This window comes from Microcoleus sp. bin38.metabat.b11b12b14.051 (assembly GCF_013299165.1).
Lineage (GTDB): Bacteria > Cyanobacteriota > Cyanobacteriia > Cyanobacteriales > Microcoleaceae > Microcoleus.
Genome location: NZ_JAAFKD010000011.1, coordinates 135703 through 157774, shown reverse-complemented (window position 1 = coordinate 157774; position 22072 = coordinate 135703). Strand labels below are relative to the sequence as shown.

General features: G+C 43.6%; 21 protein-coding genes and 2 pseudogenes. 10 read left to right on the top strand and 13 right to left on the bottom strand.

Translation table 11 applies throughout. The features are described 5' to 3' along the window. Positions 1 to 46 precede the first annotated feature (46 nt). Positions 47 to 631: an ACP phosphodiesterase gene (locus QZW47_RS14155; protein ID WP_293128076.1), complete on the top strand. Its 585-nt coding sequence runs from the start codon at positions 47 to 49 to the stop codon at positions 629 to 631. A gap of 164 nt (positions 632 to 795) precedes the next feature. Then, positions 796 to 1686 carry a thermonuclease family protein gene (locus tag QZW47_RS14150; RefSeq protein WP_293128075.1) on the top strand — a complete coding sequence of 297 codons (891 nt, stop codon included), beginning with the start codon at positions 796 to 798 and terminating at the stop codon, positions 1684 to 1686. 206 nt (positions 1687 to 1892) lie between these two features. Here QZW47_RS14150 and QZW47_RS14145 read toward each other — a convergent pair whose 3' ends face one another. The 3 genes from QZW47_RS14145 to QZW47_RS14135 form a co-directional block, all read right to left on the bottom strand. Then, a complete protein-coding gene (locus tag QZW47_RS14145; RefSeq protein ID WP_293128074.1) occupies positions 1893 to 4106 on the bottom strand; it encodes an ATP-binding protein in 2214 nt (737 codons plus the stop codon). 113 nt (positions 4107 to 4219) lie between these two features. Further along, on the bottom strand, positions 4220 to 4549 hold the full coding sequence (locus QZW47_RS14140; RefSeq protein WP_293128073.1) for a hypothetical protein: 330 nt from the start codon (positions 4547 to 4549) through the stop codon (positions 4220 to 4222). A 371-nt stretch (positions 4550 to 4920) separates the two neighbouring features. After that, entirely contained in the window at positions 4921 to 6861 is a 1941-nt protein-coding gene (locus QZW47_RS14135; protein ID WP_293128072.1) for an iron uptake porin, read from the bottom strand. A gap of 698 nt (positions 6862 to 7559) precedes the next feature. On the opposite strand from QZW47_RS14135, the gene QZW47_RS14130 reads away from it, so the two are divergent. From QZW47_RS14130 to QZW47_RS14120, 3 genes are read left to right on the top strand one after another with little or no spacing between them, the layout of a single operon-like run. Beyond that, complete coding sequence (locus QZW47_RS14130) at positions 7560 to 8327, top strand: class II glutamine amidotransferase (RefSeq protein WP_293128071.1); 768 nt, start codon at positions 7560 to 7562, stop codon at positions 8325 to 8327. Positions 8328 to 8358: 31 nt separating this feature from the next. Then, positions 8359 to 8769, top strand: coding sequence for a hypothetical protein (locus QZW47_RS14125; protein ID WP_293128070.1), 411 nt, complete (start codon positions 8359 to 8361; stop codon positions 8767 to 8769). Positions 8770 to 8774: 5 nt separating this feature from the next. Next, the gene (locus QZW47_RS14120; protein WP_293128069.1) at positions 8775 to 9062 is read left to right on the top strand and encodes a S1 RNA-binding domain-containing protein; all 288 of its coding nucleotides are present in this window, start codon (positions 8775 to 8777) and stop codon (positions 9060 to 9062) included. 12 nt (positions 9063 to 9074) lie between these two features. Here the strand turns inward: QZW47_RS14120 and QZW47_RS14115 are convergent, their stop codons facing one another. From QZW47_RS14115 to QZW47_RS14095, 5 genes and pseudogenes are all read right to left on the bottom strand, one after another. Beyond that, positions 9075 to 9932 carry a hypothetical protein gene (locus QZW47_RS14115; protein WP_293128068.1) on the bottom strand — a complete coding sequence of 286 codons (858 nt, stop codon included), beginning with the start codon at positions 9930 to 9932 and terminating at the stop codon, positions 9075 to 9077. Between the two features lie 49 nt (positions 9933 to 9981). Beyond that, positions 9982 to 10386, bottom strand: a complete 405-nt coding sequence (locus tag QZW47_RS14110; protein WP_293128067.1) for a transcriptional regulator — start codon at positions 10384 to 10386, stop codon at positions 9982 to 9984. Between the two features lie 91 nt (positions 10387 to 10477). Then, on the bottom strand, positions 10478 to 10819 hold the full coding sequence (locus tag QZW47_RS14105) for a DUF5615 family PIN-like protein (protein WP_293128066.1): 342 nt from the start codon (positions 10817 to 10819) through the stop codon (positions 10478 to 10480). Beyond that, positions 10816 to 11040, bottom strand: coding sequence for a DUF433 domain-containing protein (locus tag QZW47_RS14100; protein ID WP_293128065.1), 225 nt, complete (start codon positions 11038 to 11040; stop codon positions 10816 to 10818). Before QZW47_RS14100 ends, QZW47_RS14105 begins: the two co-directional genes overlap by 4 nt. Positions 11041 to 11158: 118 nt before the next feature. Continuing rightward, positions 11159 to 11299 (bottom strand): annotated as a pseudogene (locus QZW47_RS14095) (element excision factor XisI family protein); the annotation flags it as partial. A 242-nt stretch (positions 11300 to 11541) separates the two neighbouring features. On the opposite strand from QZW47_RS14095, the pseudogene QZW47_RS14090 reads away from it, so the two are divergent. After that, positions 11542 to 13169, top strand: a pseudogene (locus QZW47_RS14090) (IS1634 family transposase). A 282-nt stretch (positions 13170 to 13451) separates the two neighbouring features. Here the strand turns inward: QZW47_RS14090 and QZW47_RS14085 are convergent. The 3 genes from QZW47_RS14085 to QZW47_RS30150 all read right to left on the bottom strand — a co-directional run bounded on the left by QZW47_RS14085 (position 13452) and on the right by QZW47_RS30150 (position 14378). After that, a complete protein-coding gene (locus QZW47_RS14085) occupies positions 13452 to 13814 on the bottom strand; it encodes a hypothetical protein (RefSeq protein WP_293128064.1) in 363 nt (120 codons plus the stop codon). Further along, a complete protein-coding gene (locus tag QZW47_RS14080) occupies positions 13774 to 14025 on the bottom strand; it encodes a hypothetical protein (protein WP_293128063.1) in 252 nt (83 codons plus the stop codon). The genes QZW47_RS14085 and QZW47_RS14080 overlap by 41 nt, the downstream gene beginning before the upstream one ends. 257 nt (positions 14026 to 14282) lie before the next feature. Beyond that, a complete protein-coding gene (locus tag QZW47_RS30150) occupies positions 14283 to 14378 on the bottom strand; it encodes a transposase DNA-binding-containing protein (RefSeq protein WP_366930880.1) in 96 nt (31 codons plus the stop codon). A gap of 268 nt (positions 14379 to 14646) precedes the next feature. On the opposite strand from QZW47_RS30150, the gene QZW47_RS14075 reads away from it, so the two are divergent. Then, positions 14647 to 16071 carry a phosphoglucomutase/phosphomannomutase family protein gene (locus QZW47_RS14075; protein ID WP_293128062.1) on the top strand — a complete coding sequence of 475 codons (1425 nt, stop codon included), beginning with the start codon at positions 14647 to 14649 and terminating at the stop codon, positions 16069 to 16071. A 224-nt stretch (positions 16072 to 16295) separates the two neighbouring features. Here the strand turns inward: QZW47_RS14075 and QZW47_RS14070 are convergent, their stop codons facing one another. Beyond that, on the bottom strand, positions 16296 to 16628 hold the full coding sequence (locus QZW47_RS14070) for a hypothetical protein (RefSeq protein WP_293128061.1): 333 nt from the start codon (positions 16626 to 16628) through the stop codon (positions 16296 to 16298). Between the two features lie 156 nt (positions 16629 to 16784). On the opposite strand from QZW47_RS14070, the gene rdgB reads away from it, so the two are divergent. Then, entirely contained in the window at positions 16785 to 17375 is a 591-nt protein-coding gene (gene rdgB, locus QZW47_RS14065; protein WP_293128060.1) for an RdgB/HAM1 family non-canonical purine NTP pyrophosphatase, read from the top strand. Between the two features lie 202 nt (positions 17376 to 17577). Here rdgB and QZW47_RS14060 read toward each other — a convergent pair whose 3' ends face one another. After that, positions 17578 to 17916, bottom strand: a complete 339-nt coding sequence (locus tag QZW47_RS14060) for a P-II family nitrogen regulator (protein WP_265234570.1) — start codon at positions 17914 to 17916, stop codon at positions 17578 to 17580. A gap of 356 nt (positions 17917 to 18272) precedes the next feature. Between QZW47_RS14060 and QZW47_RS14055 the strand changes: the two genes are divergently transcribed. Further along, entirely contained in the window at positions 18273 to 19565 is a 1293-nt protein-coding gene (locus QZW47_RS14055; protein ID WP_293128059.1) for an MFS transporter, read from the top strand. A 389-nt stretch (positions 19566 to 19954) separates the two neighbouring features. Further along, the gene (gene ilvB / locus QZW47_RS14050; RefSeq protein WP_293128058.1) at positions 19955 to 21790 is read left to right on the top strand and encodes a biosynthetic-type acetolactate synthase large subunit; all 1836 of its coding nucleotides are present in this window, start codon (positions 19955 to 19957) and stop codon (positions 21788 to 21790) included. The last annotated feature ends 282 nt before the right edge of the window (positions 21791 to 22072 follow it).

The following is a 22072-nucleotide window of genomic DNA, read 5'->3' as shown; positions in this document are numbered from 1 at the left end:
GTTATCCCGTTCGTAGTGAGGACTGAAGTCCGAAAAATCAAACCTCATGAATTATTTAGCTCATTTATTTTTATCAGAAGGCACGCCAGCATCGCTGATCGGCAACCTCTTAGGCGATTTTGTCAAGGGTTCGGCAGTAAATCTTTACCCCCAGGAAATTAGACAGGGCATCGACTTGCACCGAAAAGTCGATCGCTACACGGACTCTCACCCCATAGTGCGATCGAGCAAAAGCCTTGTTTGCGCCGATAGACGCAGGTTTTCCGGAGTTTTGGTTGACGTATTTTACGATCACTTTTTAGCTAAAAATTGGCTGGAATATTCAGAAATTCCCCTCAGCGATTTTGCGCGTTTCACCTACAAAGTCCTGCAAGACAATCGCGATATATTGCCAGAATCACTCAAGCGGGTGATGCCACAAATAATCGCCCGCGATTTGCTCGGATCGTATCAGGCAATTGGCGGCATAGACAATGCTCTGAATCGAATGTCAGCGAGAATCAAACGCACAAATAATTTAGCAGGCGGAGTTGAAGATTTAACAGTTAATTATCAGCAACTTGAATTAGATTTTAGGGCTTTTTTTCCTGACTTGATAAATTACGCAGCAACTTGCAAAAATCAAGATTAAAAATACCAATATTAATCGGTAGGCTGCTGGTGAAAGCACACAGCGCTATATATCGGGTGCCACAAAGAACTCCCGTCAGTGCTAACCAATTGCACTTAGCAGCAAACTCATGTACAATCTAGCCAATATGTGAATCAAATATAAAGTCTAACAGGGTGCGAAATATGGCAACCAGAATTCCGAACCTGCAAATAACTCAAGTAGTTGATGGCGATACTGTCAAAGTTGCTCTCAACGGCAAAACCGAGTCTCTGCGGCTGATTTGTGTCGATACAGAAGAAAGTTACTCCAACACTTCAAAACCTGTAACTGCCGCAGGGAAAGCAGCTTCGGAAATGGCTAAACAATATTTCGCGACAGCAGACGGCGGACTAGCTAAAGTTGACGTTGAGTTTGATACAGACGATCCGGTTGAAGTAGCTGTAGAAAAACATCGTGACAACTACGGACGCCTCCTTTGTTACGTACATAAAGATGGAGAAAATTACAATCTAAAACTGATTCAAGAAGGCTGGAGTCCTTATTTTATGAAATACGGGCGTTCCCGATTGTATCACCGACAAATGACTGAGGCAGAATCGGCGGCCAAAGCTTACAATCTGATGATTTGGAATCCGATTACCAACGCTAAAATTCCCTGTCGAAACTATGCTAATTTGCTGCCTTGGTGGTCGATGCGCGGCTCGATTGTTGAAGATTTTCGCTTGTCGGAAGCAACCACCGGAGCGCTGTCTGTGAGATTGCAATACCCGAAGATTTTAGCGGCTTCGGAGAATGCTAAATCTATTACTATTTTCTGCGATTTGCAGGCTGGCATTAATAAATGGATCGGCAGCAACGCTCTGATTTACGCTGGTTCAGTTTATCACAAATTAGATTTGTGGATACCGGATGCTGAAACTGATGCCATGGCTCCTTTGAAGCGGTTGATTGAAAAGCGTTATGCGGGTCAAGGACGGGGTTATGTGTATATCAGCGGCAAGGTTGAACAGTACAAAAGTAAGCCTCAAATAATTTTGAGGAATCTCAAACAGTTTTCTGATTTTCCTCCATAAACTAGACAATAAATCAGTTATAGCCTTTCTCTGAAAGATCGGGCACGCTTACACTAATTGCTAATTGCTAATTGGTAATTGCTAATTGCTAATTGCTTGTGCCTATTCTTCAGATTTCTATCCGGTAAAAATGCTCTGTAGTGATCTCAACCCGCTCGTCCATCGCAGAATCTGGTATACCTCATCTTTGTGAGAACCGTTATATATTAAGAGGTTTTGCTGGTTTTAAGAGAGTTAGGAAGTGAAATTAAAAATTCCGTTCCTTCTCCTGATTTCGACGTGCAAGTCAGATTTCCTTGATGTTTTTCTGCTACAATATGATAGGCGATCGACAACCCTAACCCGGTTCCTTTCCCTACAGGTTTAGTGGTAAAAAAAGGATCGAATATCTTCGACTGTAAATTTATAGAAATTCCGCATCCATTATCTTTGATGCGGACTGTACAACCTTTGTCTGATGTGATTTCGGTGGAAATCTCAATGACTGGTTTAATATTTTTACGGTAAAGTTGTAATTCTTCCAGAGCATCGATCGCATTGCTAAAAATATTCATGAAAACTTGATTTAACAAACCAGGGTAGCACTCTATTTTCTGCAAATTGCCGTAATTTTTGATAACTTCAATGGCTGGCTTTTTGTCGGTAGATTTCAGTCGGTGTTGCAAAATTAGCAATGTGCTTTCCAAGCCTTCGTGGAGGTCGGCTTTTTTCCTTTGCGATTCGTCCAGACGAGAAAAGTTACGCAGGTTTAAAACAATTTCGTTGATGCGTTTGGTTCCTTGTTCCATGGAATTTAGTATTTTTGGCAAATCTTCTTTTAAAAAATCTAGCTCAAAATTTTCTGAGTATTTCTGAATTTCTACCGCCGGCTGGGGATAGTGCTTTTGATAAAGACTTAAAATTACTAGCAAGTCTTGAATGTAATCTCTAGTACAGGTGATATTGCCGTGAATAAAGTTGACAGGATTGTTGATTTCGTGGGCAATACCTGCTACCATTTGCCCGAGGCTGGACATTTTTTCTGTTTGGACTAATTGCGATTGAGTTATTTGCAGGTTGTACAGAGCTTGGGAAAGTTCTTTTGTGCGTTCGGCGACTCTAAGTTCTAGTTTTTCGTTGGTATTTTCTAAAGTGCTGAAAGATTCGCGCAACTGCTGGGCCATGCAGTTAAAAGACTTAGCTAATATCGCTAGTTCTTTAATCCTTGATTCCTCAATTTTTTGAGATAATTCCCCAGAGGCGATCGCTTCCGAGGCCGTGACGATGCGAAAGATGGATCTGATAATGTAGCGAGATGTCCAAATTCCCAGAAAAACTGCTAGCAATAATGCTCCCAGGCACAGTAAAATTGTGGTGCGGGTGTTGGCATTAATCTGTGATGTGAAGTCGGATTCGGGGACGACGACGACTACCAGCCAGTCTAAACCAAATTTATCTTTCCAAGCTGTTGGTCGGACGAAGTAACGTTGGTCTTTTACGGTAAATTGTAGGTGGCGATTTGCTTTGACTTCTAGAAAATTGCCGAATTTTTCCTGCAAATATTCAGCAGTCGATCGTATGAAGATATCGCTACTCTTGAGACAATTTACTCGCTCAGCTTTTTTGTTTATAATTTTAAAAGGCTGTTCGCTAGAGGAACTAGCCACTAGCAAACCTGAACGCTCGACAATAAAAATTTTGATAGATGAACTGAGTGCTAATTGGCGCAGAAAATCGCTAATTTGAGAAAGGCGCACGTCAACAACTAAAACTCCTTTTAAAGTGTTATTGTTGTTGTAGACGCCAGAGCCAGAAGCAATGGATAAAATCTCTGGAAAACCTTCCCAATTTGTGATTTTACTCCAAATCGGTTTTCGGGCTAGCTTTGTATCCTTATAAACTGTATCATTCCGAGGCTCGTAATCGTACTCATAGCTCAACTTAAGGCGATTTCCTTGCTTGTCAGTATTGTAGCTGTGAGTTTTACCTTTGGTTTTAGCTGAAAGTTCATCAATCACAATCTTTGCGGGATCGAGTAAATACCCAGCGCCGGCATAGTAACCGGATGCTGAACTGTAAAAGATGTAGCCCACATTAAATACCTGCATTTGTTTCCAGAAATAATGTCCCAGCTTGGGCAGGTTTTGCGGGTCGATGTGTCCTACTTCGATCGCCGAAGCATTGATTTGATTGATTTGTTGGGGAGTTGCGAGGTAGCTGTCGAGGTGCTGGGTGATGCGAGCGCTAACTTCGGTACTGAGCCGATCGGCTAAATCGTTAACTGCTTTTTGTCCGTTGCGGAACGACAAATATCCAGTCAGCCCTACGGCTGCGAAGATTTGCACGACAAACGGAACGATCAGGAGTGTTCGCAGGGGAACTTGGACGATCGCCCTTTTTGTCAGAGGAACTCGGCTGAGTATTTTGGCTGGGTTAAGCATTGGCTGTAACTTGCAAGTTTCGCGATCGCCTAAATAAAGAGCTATACGACTTTAAAGGTGCGATCGCTCTCTATTGGGCCATGATATTCTTTTTTGCCCGGATGTCCTGATACTTATTGTCGCAGTGAAGGGGTATCAAAAAATCGACATCCTAAAGGATTGCTGCGTAAAGCTTGCTTGGATGCAGCCGCCGCCGTGGAAGTAGATGTAGCAGGTACGGTATTCGTCTCTGAAATCGTAAAAGATTTAGAAGTGTTAAGAGCTTTTGGGCGAGATCCAGCAGCAGTGTTACCGGCCTTCTGGGACTCGGCCGTTGTTAAATTTGTTTCTAACCTGACATTTGTATTTGATTCAACAACCGTTTGTGCTTGACAAGGACAGGCTGTCACTGCCGAAATTGCTGCCATACCCAGAACCCAAAAATAGCCAGTTGATTTAATCATCTTCTTTAACCTTAACTTTAGGAACCATCGCAGATATGTTAAAATGGTAATTGAATAAAAAAGTGATTCCTAGAGGGTATATGCGGATCTTTTTTGAGCCGGAACTCCGTATTGTCATGTAGAAAATACAGAGGAAATCCTAAATTACTCTGCCAGAATATAAAAGTTTAGTAAAGATTATGGGTTTGTACGTAGAAAACAGATTGATATTTATTTGGGGCGATTTAAATCGGTGTCACGAAGCGAAAACAGGTGCCTGGTAAAAATACTCATTTGTAACAATTGTTACGGAATGCGGTGCGATCGGGGAGGACAGAAGTCCTGACGGTCGAACCACATCAGATCGCCTCAGTCCTCACGATTTAACCAAATCAAAATGAGAAGGAAGTTCTCAATACACCCACCGTAATTGGATCGCTATTGCGAGTGTGATCGGGTTGAAAAATCATCATAAATCCGGGAGTAACGCTGATATTATCGTTCACCTGCCAGCGGTAGAACGCTTCTACATGAGTAGTAGTTCCCGGTTGGCCGCCTTTACGCCCTAAACCCGTATCTAAAAAATCAGGAATGTTGTTACCTGTAGGTAAATTGCTGCTGACAATTTTAGGAGGTTGCCCGATATAAATCCCTCCTAAATTTCCGGTACCAAACAAATCCGGAAAATTCACAAATACCATATAATTTGTAGTTGCCACACTGCCCGATTTTCCCGGAATCCGAGAATTAGTATAACCGGCCCAACCTCCAAGGGAAACTCGCGAGGAAACTCGCCAATTTACAGTCGCGCCCACAGCATTCGTTTGGAGGGATGCTGACTTGCCAGTCACAGGATTTACAGCAGTTAATTGGCTGTCTCCCGCGAAACTAATCAAATTGCCATCAGGCGAATAGTCGTTGACATAATAAACAGTAAGATCCAGTGGTTCGGCGGGAGTAAGAGTGAATTGGAATCCCAGTGTATTGTGTCCCGTTGGCCCGTTAGAACTGACAAAAAATCCGGGAACGGTAGTAGAATAAACAGCTTGGAAACTGGCTCGTTTGGCAAATTGCCAGTCAATTCCTGCGCCGCCTTGACCAAAACCGATGTTCAAAATTGGGTTTCTTTGAGCGAAGGTTGAAATCGGGCCGGAAGCTGCGCTTTCTGCGCGATTCGGCCCTCGGAAACCGCTAATCATGTTGACTCCCGCTGTTCCTGCAAACACTGCTAATTTCTCCCCGACTAAAAAGCGATAGTTAAGGTCGCTAAGGGTGACACCAGATGTTTCGCCGAAATTGTAAGCAAGGTTTATATCTTCGGTTAGTTGGGGTGAAGTGCTGCCATTCTGACTTAAAAGACCGATGAATAAGTTACTGCGGGGAGTGAATTGAGCAGTCAAGTATAATTGATTTAAAGCGATTGTATTGACATTTGTACCGGGGTCTTTGGTATCTTTTTTTCCATCTCTGGGAGCGCGATCTGCACGGTTGGGACTGCGGCCTTGTATCCCAAAGATTGTCAATCCTGATAGCTTGACTGTGGGCGAAAATTGATTGGCTTGTAGTTCTGTTATTCGGGATTCTAACAAGTCGGTGCGGCCTCGCAGTTGGGCGATATCAGCGGCAAACTCTTCTTGCAATCTTTGGATTTTTAGTAAATCTTCTTGCTTGACTCGGTTCTGATTTACCGTGCCGATAGCTTCGCGAATTTTATCCAAACAAGCATTGACTCCTGCTGCAAATTCATATCGTGTTAAAGCACGATTTCCACGAAAAGTTCCGTCGGGATATCCAGCTATGCAGCCGTATCTTTCTACTAAGGATTGCAGTGCTTGAAATGCCCAGTCTGTCGGTTTAACGTCGCTGAGTTGAGCAACTGATGTAACTTGTTCTGTGCTTTCCTCTGAGATTGGTTCATTCTGGTTTTCAATAGTCGTTGGAGATTGGGGTAAACTGTCATTGGCTGGGAGATTCTGATTAGCTGATGAAGGATTTTCGACTAACATCTTCTCGGGTGAGTCAACTGCAATTTCGCTAGGGACTGGTTCAGCAAGAGTTGCAAGAGTAGTGGGAGATTCGGGTAAACTGGGTTGGGATGGTTGGATGGTGCGATCGACAAATTGCTGATTTTCTGGTAAGATTGTATCCGGTGCATCAACCGCTATTTCCGTAGTGGCGGATTCACCCTGGTTTTCAATCACAGCCGGAGATTCAGCTAAACTTGGTTCTGCTAATGCTGGCAGACTAAATAGTCCCTGCAATCCCCATCCGAGGATTAAAGCTGTGAGAATTTGTCGATTTGGGCGATCGGCTTTGTGATTGAGATTGTGCATTTTAAATTGTTATACTTGCTACTTGTTGATTGAAGCTATGTGAAAACGAGACCACCTGATTAAAAATTCGGCTGTGAAATTAAAAATATTAGTAGTGAACCGCGCCGGAGCCACCTGAAAATCACCGCGGAAAAGTAGTTAATGCAGCCAACATTAAACGCTAACAGTTGCCACAAATAACGCCCCATGTCGTCATATTTGGGCGGTTTAGCAGTCCTAATTCGATCGCATTGCCATTAATCTGATTGATTTGATGGGAGTTGCGGGATAGGCATCGAGGTACTGTCAATGGAATAACTGATACAAGTTTAAAAAAGAATGTAACTATAGTCAAGATCAAAACAGATCGAATAAGTTATTTCCAATAAATTTAAAATCTCAAACTGCCTGACTTTTTGTGGCAACCGAATCGGCAGTTTGTTGATAGTTGTCTTACCATTGCCCAGGGATATATACCCCGCCACCTAAATCAGCAGAGGTTTGCAACACAAACAGAACAATCAAGACTGTTCTCCACCATAGGCGACTGAATTTTATCGCCTCGCATTTTCTATAATTTAAGTAATATTACGGTTGACAATGTAAATTAATTATGTTTTTTAACGAAGTTAAATATATTCATACTATAATACTATCATCAAAAATCTGTAGCTGCCAATAGCTGCGGCATCCATCCAAACTCCAAAAATTTAAAAGCTATGTGCCAATTACTGGGAATGAACTGCAATGTTCCAACAGATATTTGCTTTTCTTTTGAAGGTTTTTCTGCAAGGGGTGGTCGAACAGACGTTCATCAAGACGGTTGGGGAATTGCTTTTTTTGAAGGTTTGGGATGCCGCCTGTTTATAGACTCTAAACCTGCGATTGCTTCTCCCGTTGCGGAAGTTGTGCGTCGCTATCCCATTCACTCAACTAACGTGATTGCTCACATCCGCAAAGCTACCCAAGGCGAAATTGCTCTAGAAAACTGCCACCCTTTTATTCGGGAACTTTGGGGGCGCTATTGGGTGTTTGCTCACAATGGAAATCTGGAAAACTTTAATCCGGAAAGTGCCGGAGTTTACAAACCAGTCGGCAAGACTGACAGCGAAAAAGCCTTTTGTTTGATATTAGAACAACTCCGAAAAAGTTTCCCTCAAAATAAGCCAAATTTGACGGAAATTTACGAAGTGCTGAACGAAATTACTAAAAATTTAGCAGAATACGGAATTTTTAACTATTTACTTTCCGATGGAGAACACTTGTTTGCCCACTGTTCCACTAATCTGCATTATATTGTGCGACAAGCACCTTTTGCCAGCGCGCACTCGATCGACGAAGATGTAACTGTGGATTTCCGGGAATTGACAAAAGAGGACGATCGCGTGGCGGTTATTGCTACTTTGCCGCTGACTGATAACGAAGTCTGGACACAAATTCAACCGGGACAATTGCTGGTATTTCAGGATGGTTTGCCTGTTATTTGAAGTTACAATACAGTCTGCAATGAGGTAGCTTATGTATATTTTATTTAATGGTAATTTGGAAAAACCAGAAATAGAAATATCTGATTCATCACAAGGTTTGATTCAAATGGGGCAGCTTCTCCCAAGCATCAGTAAAGATTTTAAACTTTACGCGAGCAAAGAAAAGTCAGAATTTTATGCAGAAAATCTTGAAGCTGTTTCAATGAGGTTATTTCCGAGTAGGAATGGAGAAGAATTAGATTTGCTCACGACTTTTATGGCTAATAATGAGCTAGTGTTTGAAGGTTCTAAATTAGCTTTTAACAATCTTGGTATATCATTACTAAACTTCTTTAGTCAAACAAGTAAAAAAGGAGATCATTTTCACTTAGACTACATCGAAGGATATTCTCTTCTGTTAGCACCTACGAACTGTCACCTAATATTTATGTGTACAGGTTAAATAAAATGATAAGTGAGCAATCATGGGACGAAATAAAAGAGTCTCTAAAAGTTGGAACTAAATTGAAAGGAGTCGTCACTAAGCATTTTCCTTTTGGGATATTTGTTTTCCTTCCACATATCGAGTTTACGGGTATTGTTCAAATCCCTGATTTCAAAGATGAAGGTCATATGACCCCATCTGATTATCCAGCAGTTGGTTCATCAGTTAATGTAGTAGTGCTGGCATTTAAGGAAGCGGGACAACAAATCTGGTTAAGCATGAAGCCAAGCCAGTTAAATCAGTCAAAATAATTTGGAATCGCATCAAATCCCTGCTTCAGTAAAAGCTCGATTCAAATCATCAACTAACCCCAATTTTTCAGCCCACTCTGTTAAGTAACCCCAATCCAAATGCTCAGCTTGGACTTTCAGAATTCCCAAAACATCATTCCATTGTTTTTGAGACTGAGACTGTTGCCGCCAGAGCAGTTTTGCTAACACAATATCTTCAGGAGAAGCTATCCAAAACTGTTCTACACCAGCTTCGTCTAGGGCTTCTAATCGTCGCCTTGCCATTTTTGAGCGATCGAATTCAGTCTGAGAATTCAGCACAATATCGGCGTTCAATACTGAGGTCATGTGAGTGACGCTCAACACCATTCCTCTGCCCTGTTGAATATCTTCTACCGAACCCGGAGGGCAGTAAAAACCAGCGGTTTCTAGTGCTGCAACTAATTGCTCAATATTATCCCGGATTAATTCAATTACCAAATCTAAATCGCGTGTTGTTCTGGGGTCGCCATAGATGGAAGCGGCAACTCCTCCTGTAATATAGTAAGGGATAGATAATGTTTCAAAAATTGGGTGCAACAGTCTGGCAACTTCGCTGGGGTCTTGCGTCCACATAGATGAGTCACTGGTGGGGGTTAAAATTGGTAGCCATTTGCTACGTAAGATCGATCGGGAAAATCGCTCTTGGTAGGTTGAGGGGCAAGCTTTTTTCATCCCGCGCAAGCTAACAGTTTTTGCCCAACGATTTAATTTTGCCGCCGTTTGCCACCGTTGGGAATTGGTGAGTTGCCGCAGTCGGTAGAAGTCAATTGCATCGGCTTCAGGAGTTTTATCATCTGACTGGGCGCGGTATCCTGGTTTGATGGATATTTTCGGTATGGATTGAATCATTTTGGTTTGGGAACTTCTGCTGGTAATAAACTCATAAATTCGCGATCGCCTAATTAAACAGAAACAACCCCGGATCGACATGAAAAAGTTTTCCCAAAGCCTCAGCTTGTTGTTTAGTGATTTCTAGCCGATCGCAAATTACGTCAACTACAGCCTCACTCGACCCCAGAATTTCGACTAAATCCGCTGCTTCCAGACTCCGAGCATCCATCAAATGCAGCAGCCTTGACTGTGGTGTTGAGCTATTAATTTGATAGTGCTTATATTCAAAATCCTCAATCAGTTTTACCAGCAGTTCTAGCAACACATCTTCTTCTGGATTCAGATTTGTACGAGAAATTAACTCTTCAACAATCTCCAAAAATATCTCGTTTTCCTCTTCTGTTTTGATAATTCGAGGCTGATATTTGGAGAGCAAGTTGCTGTAAGTATCTGTGTCAAAAGTAACAGTCATTTTTCCAGGTCTCCTTGTCATACTCGGCGTGAGTTAAAATGTAAACCCCTTGTTAGATCGCCCGGAAACAGCCTGTTATTATGTTGTCGCCCTAGTCTCCGCTAATCTCTACCAATTTCTCTCCTGTCCGTAGGAGTTCCAGTGCGTTTGGCAAAGTCGAAATCAAGATTTCACGTAGCCGAACATTTGACGTATTTCCGCACGTTAACCAAATAATCTGTGGTGGTGCTTCGAGACGATCGACTAAATCCACAAAATCGCTGTCCTTAGTCATAAATATTACTGCTTGAGATTTGGCAGCCTCAAAGATTTCGGAGTCTTCAGCATCTCTTAAATTCAGATCGCGTAAAGCTATTGCTGTAATTCCAAATGTGCTGGTAATCCAAGTTGCGATCGCAGGCGATAAGTGTGCATCAATCCAGATAGTAGTCATGTAACCAACACAGGATGATTCAGTTTACGTGCAGCATATACAAGTGCAGCCCTCAAATCGTCCATTTCTAAGTCTGGTAGTTCTTCGACAATTTGTTCAGCACTCAGCCCTGCTGCAAATAGATCCAAGACATCAGAAACTCGAATTCTCATGCCGCGAATACATGGGCGGCCACCACACTGTTTGGGATTTAATGTGATTCGTTCAAGTAATTGTGACATGGGTAATTTATAGTTAATAGTTGACAATCAGTAAGTTTCGGTGTGCATCGCCATCGAGAAAACATTTGAATTAAGTTTATAGTTCATAGTATCTTCTATTAATTGTACCATAAATGTGCTACGAAGCGACTGCAAAATCTGTGTATTGCCGCATGGACGGCTCGTGAAATGCCAACACGATATCTTCCTTGGGAACTCCTGCTTCTACTAAATCCGTTGCAATCCCATATTCTGTCCAGTCTTCTTCGATCCAAAATTTTCTCTACTTCTTCTCTAAACTACCGCGCGGGGTTCAGAAACCGGGTTTCTTCCTAAATCTGGGTGGGGATGCGGGAATTATCCCAGAAACCCGGTTTCTTCGATCCCACATTTCGCATTTCAAAAATACTACATAATGTATTGTATAGCCTCCTGGCATGAGTGAGTAAAAATACTTAGATATTTAAAGCCGAAAAAGTGAGATCATCAACAAAACCTCAAAAATCTTATATAGGTCAAAAAATGTCTCTAACTTCAGAAATAGAAATCAAAAATATCGATCACTTAGGAATAGTAGCTGGACTAATTGACGAGATAGGAATAGTTGAAATAATCAACTCTAACTTAGGAATAGATGTTCGGGAAAGAATCTCATCTGGAACATTAGTGAAAGCTATTTTAATCAATGGATTAGGATTTGTATCAAGACCTTTATATTTATTTAGCCAGTTTTTTGAAGACAAAGGAATCGAAACCTTGTTAGGTGCGGGCATAAAAGCGGATTATATAAATGACGATAAAATTGGCAGAGTCATGGATAAATTATATAAACATGGATTGAACAAGATATTTATGGAAATTGTATGATCTGTGATTAAGAAGTTTCAAATAAATCTAAAGTATGCTCACTTAGATGCTACATCATTCCATCTACATGGGGAATACAAAAAGCCCCAAAATCCAAATAAAGAAACAGAAATAATCAAGTCAATCCCCATAAATATAACCTTCATGATATTCTCGCGATCATAGACCTGACTTGAAACAAGTTCTATGTGATTTAATTGTAAATAGTGAAGGCTTGCCATTATTTACAAGAGCTGGAGATGGAAATGAAGCGGACAAAGCCGTATTCGGAAAAATATTAGTAGAGTTCAAAAATCAGATAAATATTGACAGTATCATGGTCTGTGACAGTGCATTATATAGTCAATAAAATATCCAGTTAATCAAAGATACGAAATGGATAAGTAGAGTACCCAAGACCATAAAAAAAGCCCAATAATTAGTACAGTCATCAGAGATGCCAGAGATAGACACATTAGAAAGAGCCAGAACAAAAGCCCTCAAATTAGACGGATATAAATGGAAAGAGGAAATAGTAAATTATGCGGGAATCAAACAAACTTGGCTAATAGTAGAAAGCCGAGAAAGAAAAGAAAGTGATTTAAGGCAACTCGAAAAAAAGATAGAAAAGGCTAAGGAGCGAGCTGAAAAAATGCTCAAGGAATTAAGAAAATAAAAATTTAATAGTGCCGAGTCAGCTCAAGATCAACTAAAAAGTATCAACAAAAATCTGAAGCTATTTGAAATCAAAGAAATTCAGGTAAGTTCTGGAAACCAATCAAAAGATAGTCAGACTATTTGTCAAATAGAAGGAGTGATTCACCAAAAAGATTCAGAGATAGAAATCCTCATAAAATCAGCAGGAAGATTTATTTTAGCCACCAACCTAGTTGATGATGAGAAGTTAGAACCATCAGAAATTCTGAGCAATTAGAAAAATCAACAGTAAGAGCGAGAGAGGATTTCGATTTCTGAAAGCTCCCTTGTTTTTCGCGGATAGTTTTTTTGTATAAACCCCAAAAAGAGTTGAGACCATGTTATGTTTAATGTCTCTGTCCTTGTTGGTTTATAGTCTCGGTCAACGGCAACTTAGAAATCAATTAAAAGCAGCTAAAACTGGCATCAAAAATCAACTAGGAAAATCAACAGAGCTGCCCACGTTAAGATGGATATTTCAAGGTTTTCAAGGAATTCATATTTTGACTTTAAATGGGGTAAATCAAATTGTTAATTTAACAGATGAACGCCATTTTATTTTGAATAATTTGCCGTCATCTTGTCAAAAATATTATCTACTTTCTTAACCGTAACAACCAAACATCCTCTAACCCAAAATTATCATCATCAGGGGAATTAATTATTCCTCAATTTTTTAGTGCTTTACATAAACTATTTTATGAGTCAAAGATTTAAGATTTGATTATTTCTCTTCTTTCAGCAGATGGGGTCAAGTATTTTTTCTTAATTATCGTGATTTTTGGCTTTTTGGGGATTGTATTTTATCGTATTTCAATTTGAAGTGCGGAATGTGGGTTAATGGCAGTTTCTATATCTTCTACAACTTCAGTAGTTAGAAGCATCCATTCTCAAGCTGTTTCGCCTTCTGGGCAATCACTTTCAGTTGCATAAACAGCATAAACTTGTAATGAATCACGATTCTCAAAGCGATAGGGAACTCGTAGTTGAACTTGACAGAAGCGCACTGCCAATGAAGCTATCCTTCCCTGACGTTTACCAGTTTCTGGTACTTTGATTTCCTGCTCAAATCTGATTGGTTGCGATTCCAACTTTTTCCACAGACGTTCGCTATTCTGGTCTAGACTACGATCATGAGCTGCACGTACTAATACTCCTGTATGTTTGAGTTGACGTGAAGAGTCGAACACTTCAGTAATATCTCCGAATCGGTCAAAAACATGAATTAAGGAGCGTGCTGTTACTGACTTCATGCTCGACTTCGGTCATTGCTTCTACCCATCGATAAGACTCTTTTTCTTCAAATGGGCGTTGACGAGCAGCTTTTCGCGCCATTCCCTGTCGTTGTTTTTTGGCGGCTGCGGTTTCATGCTGCGGTGGCTTTTCTTTGTGCTCTCGATTCCAGAGCTTTTGCCATAGCAATCCCATTACTTGTCCTTGTTCGGGGGCGAGCGCTCTCGTCACTATGTAAAATTAATCCATTCCCGCCGTTGCCTGTGGGTCCATATCCTTCCCGTTTGGCTTGAATGCTGCCATAAGAAGAGAAAGGTAGTATCTCCTACGGATAATACAACTTCTTGTTCTTCCACAGCTTCACAGGTCATTTGACAGTGAGGTTTAATTACTTTGTCAAATTCTGTTTTGCTATTGGCAAAAACTCATAAGCTCTTTTCAACTCGTTTGCAATGAGTAAATATTTCTGACAATGCTTTCCCAAAGCCTTAAGTCAAGGCTTTGCCTATGCAATAGGCTCTATTGTTTAATCTCTCATCTCCTAATTCACAACTTGCCAAATTTTTCTCCCACCAGTTCAACATTTTTTGCCTGCCTTTACTTGATTTTCACGACATTAGATCACCATCCACCCCTTTTGCCTAGAATGACCTCCTACTCTACCTTTCAGAGATGCCGTGAAAAGTAAGGGTGCACCCTCTTGTTCAAACTCCCAGATTCACTGCGCCGCAAGTAAATCTAAAATTCTTCAATCTAAAATCTAAAATCTAAAATCTAAAATCCAAAATCGACTGACGATCGACTGCTGAAGCTCATAAAATAGACGAGTGACCTATGGCTTGTGACTAAAAAATGAATCCTATTAAATTCGGAACCGATGGCTGGCGCGGCATCATTGCTGACGATTTTACCTTCGATCGCGTAGCATTAGTAGCTCCCCTAGCAGCACAAGTTCTCGCACAAACCGGCGGCAATCATGCCAGCAGCGGCACTGTAATTGTCGGCTACGACCGCCGATTTCTGGCTGAAGATTTTGCCAAAACAGCGGCTGTTGCCGTCCAAAACGCCGGATTTGACGTGCTGCTGAGCGAATCCTACGCCCCAACTCCCGCCTTTAGTTTAGCTGCCAAACAATTAAATGCTTTAGGTGCGATCGTCCTGACAGCCAGCCACAATCCAGGCGCATATTTAGGATTAAAAGTCAAGGGCGGATTTGGAGGTTCAGTTTCGCCAGAAGTTACGCAACAGATAGAAGCAAAACTCGAAAATCCAGCGGAACTTGCAGCAACTCCCGGCAAATTGGAGAATTTCAATCCTTGGCCGGCTTACTGCAAAACCTTGCGGGGAATGGTAGATATTGAAGCGATAAAAGAGGCGATCGCATCCGGCAAAATTACAGTATTTGTAGATGTAATGCACGGTGCAGCAGCGGGCGGACTAGCACAAATCTTAGAAGAAACAGTCCAAGAAGTCAACAGCGATCGCGATCCGCTGTTTGGCGGCGGTGCGCCCGAACCCTTGCCGCGCTACCTGTCGCAGTTATTCCGCGTGATGCGGACTCACCAGCGAAAAGCATCCGGTTTGTCGATCGGATTTGTATTTGACGGAGATAGCGATCGCATAGCAGCCGTTGACTCAAGCGGCAACTTCCTGAGTTCGCAAATCCTAGTTCCCATATTAATCGAACACTTAGCAAAACGGCGCGGGTTAACCGGAGAAGTCATCAAAACCGTCAGCGGTTCCGACATCATGCCCAAAATAGCCGAACTTTACGGCTTACCATTGTTTGAAACACCGATCGGTTACAAGTATATAGCCGATCGAATGTTAACCACCCAAGTCCTAGTCGGAGGCGAAGAATCAGGAGGAATCGGCTACGGTACCCACATTCCCGAAAGAGACGCATTACTGTCAGCCCTGTACTTATTAGAAGCAGTCGTCAAATCCGGCGAAGACTTAAGCGAAATTTACAGCCGACTGCAAAAAGAAACAAACTTTACCTCAGCCTACGACAGAATCGACTTGCACCTAGCAAACATGGAAGAAAGAGCGCGTTTGCTGTCGCTACTGCAAAACCAACCATTAACAGAAATCGCCGGCAAAGCAGTAGTAGATTGCAACAAAGTAGACGGATACAAATTCCGCCTAGCTCACGGAAGCTGGCTGTTAATTCGGTTTAGCGGAACCGAACCAGTATTGCGGCTATATTCCGAAGCAGCCACATTGAAAGAAGTAATGCAAAACTTAAACTGGGCGAAAGCTTGGGCGCAGAGTTGATAAGAGTTTGCAACCGCAGATGAACGCAGATAAACGCGGATAGATTGATATTAAACCTCTCCTTCTCTGCGTTCTCTGCGGCCTCTGCGGTAACAACAAATCTTTCTTATTCACACATGAAAAGTATTGTAGGGTGTGTCGCTGTTGAAAATCCCTGAATTGACAGACAATCTTACAGCGACGCACCTGACAAAGCTTGATACACAATAATTCTTCGTGCTTGTTTATTCAACAATTGTGTAAGGTGCGTCGCCACTCGAAAAGTTGATTTTTATGCAGATATTTTTAAGGGCGACACACCCTACGGAAGACTTTGAAAGACGTGATGCACAACTTGAATTGGGCGAAAGGTTGGGCGCAGAAAAATTAGAATTTTTAACCGCAGAGACCACAGAGGCCGCAGAGGAAAAGAAGAGATAGAGATAAATAATTCCGATGTCAACGGATTTGATATCACTTATTTCTCCATTCTTCTTCTCTGCGACCTCTGCGCCCTCTGCGGTTAAAATAAATCTTTCTTGTTCATAAATTAAAAGTTTTGTAGTCTTGTAGTTCATGCTTGTTTATTCAACAATTGTGTAGGGTGCGTCGCCACTCGAAAAGTTGATTTCTATGCAGATATTTTTAAGGGCGACACACCCTACGGAAGACTGTTGCTGCAACCATGTCCCCAAAATGTGAGTTAATATTAATGCAAAGTTTTAATTTAAATTATGACCGATCGCAAATTGCTAGTTGTGGCTACCAGCAATCCCGGTAAACTCAAAGAAATGCAGCTTTATCTTCAGGATTTGGGGTGGGAGTTGCAACTGAAACCGGAAGAGTTGGAAGTTGAGGAAACTGGCGAGACTTTTATCGCTAATGCTTGTTTGAAAGCTTCTGAAATTGCGAAAGCAACTGGCGAATGGTCGATCGCCGATGATTCTGGTTTAATGGTAGATGCACTCGATGGTCAACCTGGGATTTACTCGGCACGCTACGGAAAAACCGATGCTGACAGGATATCTCGGCTGCTGAAAGAATTGGGAAACGAACCAAATCGGGGAGCACAATTTGTATGCGCGATCGCGATCGCCCGTCCCGACGGTACAATTGCCCTACAAGTAGAAGGAATCTGTCGCGGCGAAATCATCCACACTCCTCGCGGTACGGGAGGTTTCGGGTATGATCCGATTTTCTACGTCCCCGCACAGCAACAGACTTTTGCAGAAATGACACCCGATATCAAGCGATCGCACTCCCATCGCGGTCGAGCTTTTCAGGCTCTATTACCACAAATGGCAAATATTGTCAACCCCAACTGAGAGAAAAAGCAAAAATAGGGGGTAACTGTGGCATTGGATATTGACACTTAGGTATCATAACTAAACAGGAAAGAGGTTTTTCATTACAAATGACCTGTTTGGCCAATGACCAATGACCTGTTTGGCCAATGACCAATGACCTGTTTGGCCAATGCCCAATGACCTGTTTGGCCAATGCCCAATGCCCAATGCCCCAGTAATCTTAGATTGCTTCCTGGTTCTTTTCGCCAGTCCGAATCCGGATAATTTGTTCTACAGGAGAGATGAAAATCTTGCCGTCGCCAATCTCGCCCGTGCGGGAAGCAGCGATAATTTTATCCACCACCATGTCAACCTGATCGTTTTCGACAACAATCTCGACCTTGAGCTTTTGCAAGAACTCAACGGTGTACTCAGAACCGCGATACCGTTCTGTCATGCCCTTCTGACGGCCAAAACCTCTAACTTCAGAAACAGTCATCCCCACAATGCCAGCATTGACGAGTGCGATTTTCACTTCGTCTAGTTTAAAGGGGCGAATAATAGCTTCAACCTTTTTCAAGTTTCTCACTCCTAACATTACTACGTTCGTTATATTACTTAATCGGCGTCACATCTTTTAAGATCGTGGCCAACAGCAACTATTTTGTTAAATATATTACCTTATGTTGTACTCGCGTTGAAATAATGCAGGTCAAGCTTTAACAACATTCCCTGATTTTCCGGCAGCGGTGGCCGTGCGGAGCCGATCGCGGTAAAGTTAAAAATACCGCAGCCCGCAGTCCAGGGCCGCCGATCTGCTAAAACAGAAAAAGAACGCAGGAGACAGGAGTTTTCCGAGTCTCCGCTTTGTTGTGTCAAATTTGCACGTATTGCTGAAAACTACAATTGCCAGAGGCGGTCAGTTAAACTATTCCTATGCACCCAGCTAGCCCTCCCCCTGACCGCAGCGGGCTTGATGCCCTACTGAGAAATCGCCCCTTCCTCACCCTGTGGACTGGCCAGTTGTTGGCCCAAGTGGCGGATAAAATCTTTTACGTATTGCTGATTATTCTGCTGAAAACAGGCGATTACCGACCCTGGCCCGTTTCTTGGCAGTATTCGGAAAATTCGATGCTGTCAGCGGTGATGATCGCCTACACGCTACCGGCGATTGTCTTTGGTTCGGCGGCCGGTATCGTGGTAGACCGCTTTTCCAAAAAGCAAATGCTGATCGGGTGCAACGTGATTCGAGCGGTGTTGATTGGATCTTTGCCGTTTTTGCCCAAAACTTTTGTCGTGTTGTTGGTGCTGACGTTTTTAGTCTCTACCGTAACGCAATTTTTTGCTCCGGCAGAGGCGGCGGCAATCCCGCTGGCTGTGGGGCGAGAGGGACTGATGTCGGCAAATGCGCTGTTCGCTTCGTCCACGATGGGCGGGATTATTGTCGGAATGACGATCGGCGAACCGATATTTACTTGGCTCAAACACAGCTACGGGCCAGCTTCTCAAGAGTTTTTTCTGGGCGGGTTGTACCTGGTTTCTGCGGGTTTGCTCTACTTGATGCACATCAAAGAAAATCGCGGCGGTAGCAGTGGCAAAAATGTTCATCCTTGGCAAGACTTTAAAGAAGGTTTGCGGTATTTAAAGCACAATCGCCTGATCAGCAACGCGATGGTGCAGTTGACGATTTTGTATTCGGTGTTTGCGGCGCTGCAAGTGCTGGCGATCGCGCTTTCAGGCAAAATAGGTCTCAAAGAAACTCAATTTGGGTTTTTGCTGGCTGCTGCGGGAATTGGAATGGTCTTCGGCGCAGCTTTTTTGGGCCACTGGGGCGATCGAATGCACAACAAACCTTTGCCATTAATCGGTTTTTTGATGATGGGTTTTGTGTTGGGAATGTTTGCTTTTGTCAGACAGCTTTGGCTGGGATTCGCATTAAGCGCTGTGTTCGGTTTTGGCGCTTCTTTAATTAACGGCCCAATGCAAGCTCTGATTCAAGAAAAAACTCCCGAATCGATGCGGGGAAAAGTCTTTGGCTTGGAGAACAATGCGATTAACATTGCCCTCAGTTTGCCTTTAGCACTGACGGGCCCGCTGACGGATGCTGTCAGCAAAGCTGTGGGCTCCGATGACCTCGGTTTGCGGATCGTGCTGCTGAGTTTGGGATTTTTGGTTCCGGTGATGGGCGTGGCAGCTTGGCACCATACCCGCAAAGTCTTGCAGGCGTAGGAGGATCTTTATATCGGGCGGCAGATACGACGGCAGATAAGACGGCGGTTGAAACCGCGCCTACACAAACGAATTCCGCCTCCGCGGAATGAATGAAGAAGATCACCTAATTTTAACCGCCCGTTCTTCAACCCGCGCACCATCCGGGTTTTGTCTGTATAGACGCGGTTTCAACCGCCCGGTCTTCTGATTCGGTCTTCTGATTCGGCAATTTCCCTGTTTCTATTCTTCCTATGCTGTTTTACCAAAGAACGATCGGGCGATCGTACATCTCTCACGAAACTTTTTGTAAAATATTAGCAGTTAAATTTTCAGAGTTCGATCGTAGAGATTAAAGTAGTATCCAAGCTTTCATTAAAAATCATAATTAGTTTAAGGACGGAAATTCTGTGCAACTAAAAACTAAAGTAGCCATCAGGCGTGCAACGGGTGGATTCGCTTTGATAGATAGCTTGATCCGCCACGGCGTCAAGCATATTTTTGGTTATCCCGGCGGCGCAATTTTGCCACTTTACGACGAACTCTACCGCGCTGAAGAAACCGGCGCGATCAAACACATTCTAGTGCGGCACGAACAAGGTGCTGCTCACGCGGCTGACGGTTACGCCCGCGCTACCGGACAAGTTGGGGTTTGTTTCGCGACTTCCGGGCCCGGTGCGACTAACTTGGTGACGGGGATTGCAACGGCCCATATGGATTCTATCCCAATGGTAATTATTACCGGTCAAGTTCCCCGTCCGGCGATCGGCACGGATGCGTTTCAGGAAACTGATATTTACGGCATTACTTTGCCAATTGTCAAGCATTCCTATGTAGTGCGCGATCCGAGAGATATGGCGCGAATTGTCGCTGAAGCTTTCCACATCGCGAGTACGGGACGCCCGGGGCCGGTGTTGATTGATGTGCCCAAGGATGTCGGTTTAGAAGAGTTTGACTATCTGCCCGTCGCACCCGGATCTGTGAGAATTCCGGGCTATCGTCCGACTGTCAAGGGAAATCCCCGACAAATCAGTCAAGCGATTCATTTGCTGACGGAAGCAAAGCGTCCTTTGCTGTATGTGGGCGGCGGGGCGATCGCAGCCGGGGCCCACGAGGAAATTAAGGAACTCGCCGAGATGTTCCAATTGCCTGTCACCACAACGTTGATGGGCAAAGGTTCCTTTGATGAAAACCATCCTTTGTCTGTGAAAATGCTGGGGATGCACGGTACTGCTTACGCTAACTTTGCCGTTACCGAGTGCGATTTGTTGATTGCTGTTGGAGCTCGGTTTGACGATCGGGTAACGGGAAAACTAGACGAGTTTGCGGCGCGGGCGAAGGTGATTCACATCGATATCGATCCGGCGGAAGTCGGCAAAAATCGCGGCCCAGACGTGCCGATTGTCGGAGATGTGCGGCAAGTTTTGATCGATATGCTGCGTCGCTGTCGGGAAACTGGAGTTTCGGGAAATCCCGAACAAACTGCGGAATGGCTGCACAGGATCGATCGCTGGAAACAGGACTATCCGTTAGTTGTGCCCCACTACCCAGAGATTTTGTCTCCACAAGAGGTGATTTCGGAGTTGGGTACTCAAGCGCCGAATGCTTACTACACAACCGATGTCGGTCAACATCAAATGTGGTCGGCTCAATTCTTGAACAACGGGCCGCGCCGCTGGATTTCGAGCGCTGGTTTGGGAACGATGGGCTTCGGGTTGCCGGCGGCGATGGGCGCGAAAATGGCGCTACCCAACGAGCAAGTGATTTGTATTGCTGGCGACGCTAGCATCCAAATGAATATTCAAGAGCTGGGAACCTTAGCACAATACGGCATTAATGTCAAGCTCGTAATTGTAAATAACGGCTGGCAGGGCATGGTGCGGCAGTGGCAGCAGGCGTTCTACGGCGAGCGTTATTCGTCGTCGAACATGACTGTGGGGATGCCGAATTTTGTGATGCTGGCTGAGGCCTACGGCGTGAAGGGGATGGAGATTTCGCGGCCGGATGAGTTGGCAAGTGCGATCGCTCAAATGCTAGCCCACAACGGCCCTGTGCTGATGAACGTGAAAGTAACGAGGGACGAAAACTGCTATCCGATGGTTGTTCCGGGTAAGAGCAATGCTCAAATGGTTGGTTTGCCGGAACGCAGCACGTTGCCATCTGCGGAGTTGATTTATTGTCCGAGTTGCGGCGCGAAGAATGTTTCGAGTAATAAGTTTTGTCCTGAGTGTGGGACAAAAGTTTAAGTAGGGACAGGGCAATGCCGTGTCAATTTAAGGTTAAACGTAGTCACAGATAGCTGTCTGGTGATTAAGGCCTAGAACCCCCCTAGCCCCCCTTGCTAAGGGGGGGACAAGAGTCCGATCAAAGTCAACCCCTACTCCCCTTTTTAAGGGGAATTTAGGGGGATCTGGCCTCGGATAAAAGCGAGAGTTACAAAGGTTTTCTGGGTTAAGTTTACGGGGACAAGAATCCGATCAAAGTCCCCCTTCTTAAGGGGGATTTAGGGGGATCTGGCCTCGGATAAA

What these genes read in the sequence shown, in the direction of transcription:
- QZW47_RS14155 (WP_293128076.1), top strand. Translation starts at nt 47, where the DNA reads ATGAATTATTTAGCTCATTTATTTTTATCAGAAGGCACGCCAGCATCG.
- QZW47_RS14150 (WP_293128075.1), top strand. Translation starts at nt 796, where the DNA reads ATGGCAACCAGAATTCCGAACCTGCAAATAACTCAAGTAGTTGATGGC.
- QZW47_RS14145 (WP_293128074.1), bottom strand. Translation starts at nt 4,106, where the DNA reads ATGCTTAACCCAGCCAAAATACTCAGCCGAGTTCCTCTGACAAAAAGG.
- QZW47_RS14140 (WP_293128073.1), bottom strand. Translation starts at nt 4,549, where the DNA reads ATGATTAAATCAACTGGCTATTTTTGGGTTCTGGGTATGGCAGCAATT.
- QZW47_RS14135 (WP_293128072.1), bottom strand. Translation starts at nt 6,861, where the DNA reads ATGCACAATCTCAATCACAAAGCCGATCGCCCAAATCGACAAATTCTC.
- QZW47_RS14130 (WP_293128071.1), top strand. Translation starts at nt 7,560, where the DNA reads ATGTGCCAATTACTGGGAATGAACTGCAATGTTCCAACAGATATTTGC.
- QZW47_RS14125 (WP_293128070.1), top strand. Translation starts at nt 8,359, where the DNA reads ATGTATATTTTATTTAATGGTAATTTGGAAAAACCAGAAATAGAAATA.
- QZW47_RS14120 (WP_293128069.1), top strand. Translation starts at nt 8,775, where the DNA reads ATGATAAGTGAGCAATCATGGGACGAAATAAAAGAGTCTCTAAAAGTT.
- QZW47_RS14115 (WP_293128068.1), bottom strand. Translation starts at nt 9,932, where the DNA reads ATGATTCAATCCATACCGAAAATATCCATCAAACCAGGATACCGCGCC.
- QZW47_RS14110 (WP_293128067.1), bottom strand. Translation starts at nt 10,386, where the DNA reads ATGACTGTTACTTTTGACACAGATACTTACAGCAACTTGCTCTCCAAA.
- QZW47_RS14105 (WP_293128066.1), bottom strand. Translation starts at nt 10,819, where the DNA reads ATGACTACTATCTGGATTGATGCACACTTATCGCCTGCGATCGCAACT.
- QZW47_RS14100 (WP_293128065.1), bottom strand. Translation starts at nt 11,040, where the DNA reads ATGTCACAATTACTTGAACGAATCACATTAAATCCCAAACAGTGTGGT.
- QZW47_RS14085 (WP_293128064.1), bottom strand. Translation starts at nt 13,814, where the DNA reads ATGAAGTCAGTAACAGCACGCTCCTTAATTCATGTTTTTGACCGATTC.
- QZW47_RS30150 (WP_366930880.1), bottom strand. Translation starts at nt 14,378, where the DNA reads ATGTTGAACTGGTGGGAGAAAAATTTGGCAAGTTGTGAATTAGGAGAT.
- QZW47_RS14075 (WP_293128062.1), top strand. Translation starts at nt 14,647, where the DNA reads ATGAATCCTATTAAATTCGGAACCGATGGCTGGCGCGGCATCATTGCT.
- QZW47_RS14070 (WP_293128061.1), bottom strand. Translation starts at nt 16,628, where the DNA reads ATGAACTACAAGACTACAAAACTTTTAATTTATGAACAAGAAAGATTT.
- rdgB (WP_293128060.1), top strand. Translation starts at nt 16,785, where the DNA reads ATGACCGATCGCAAATTGCTAGTTGTGGCTACCAGCAATCCCGGTAAA.
- QZW47_RS14055 (WP_293128059.1), top strand. Translation starts at nt 18,273, where the DNA reads ATGCACCCAGCTAGCCCTCCCCCTGACCGCAGCGGGCTTGATGCCCTA.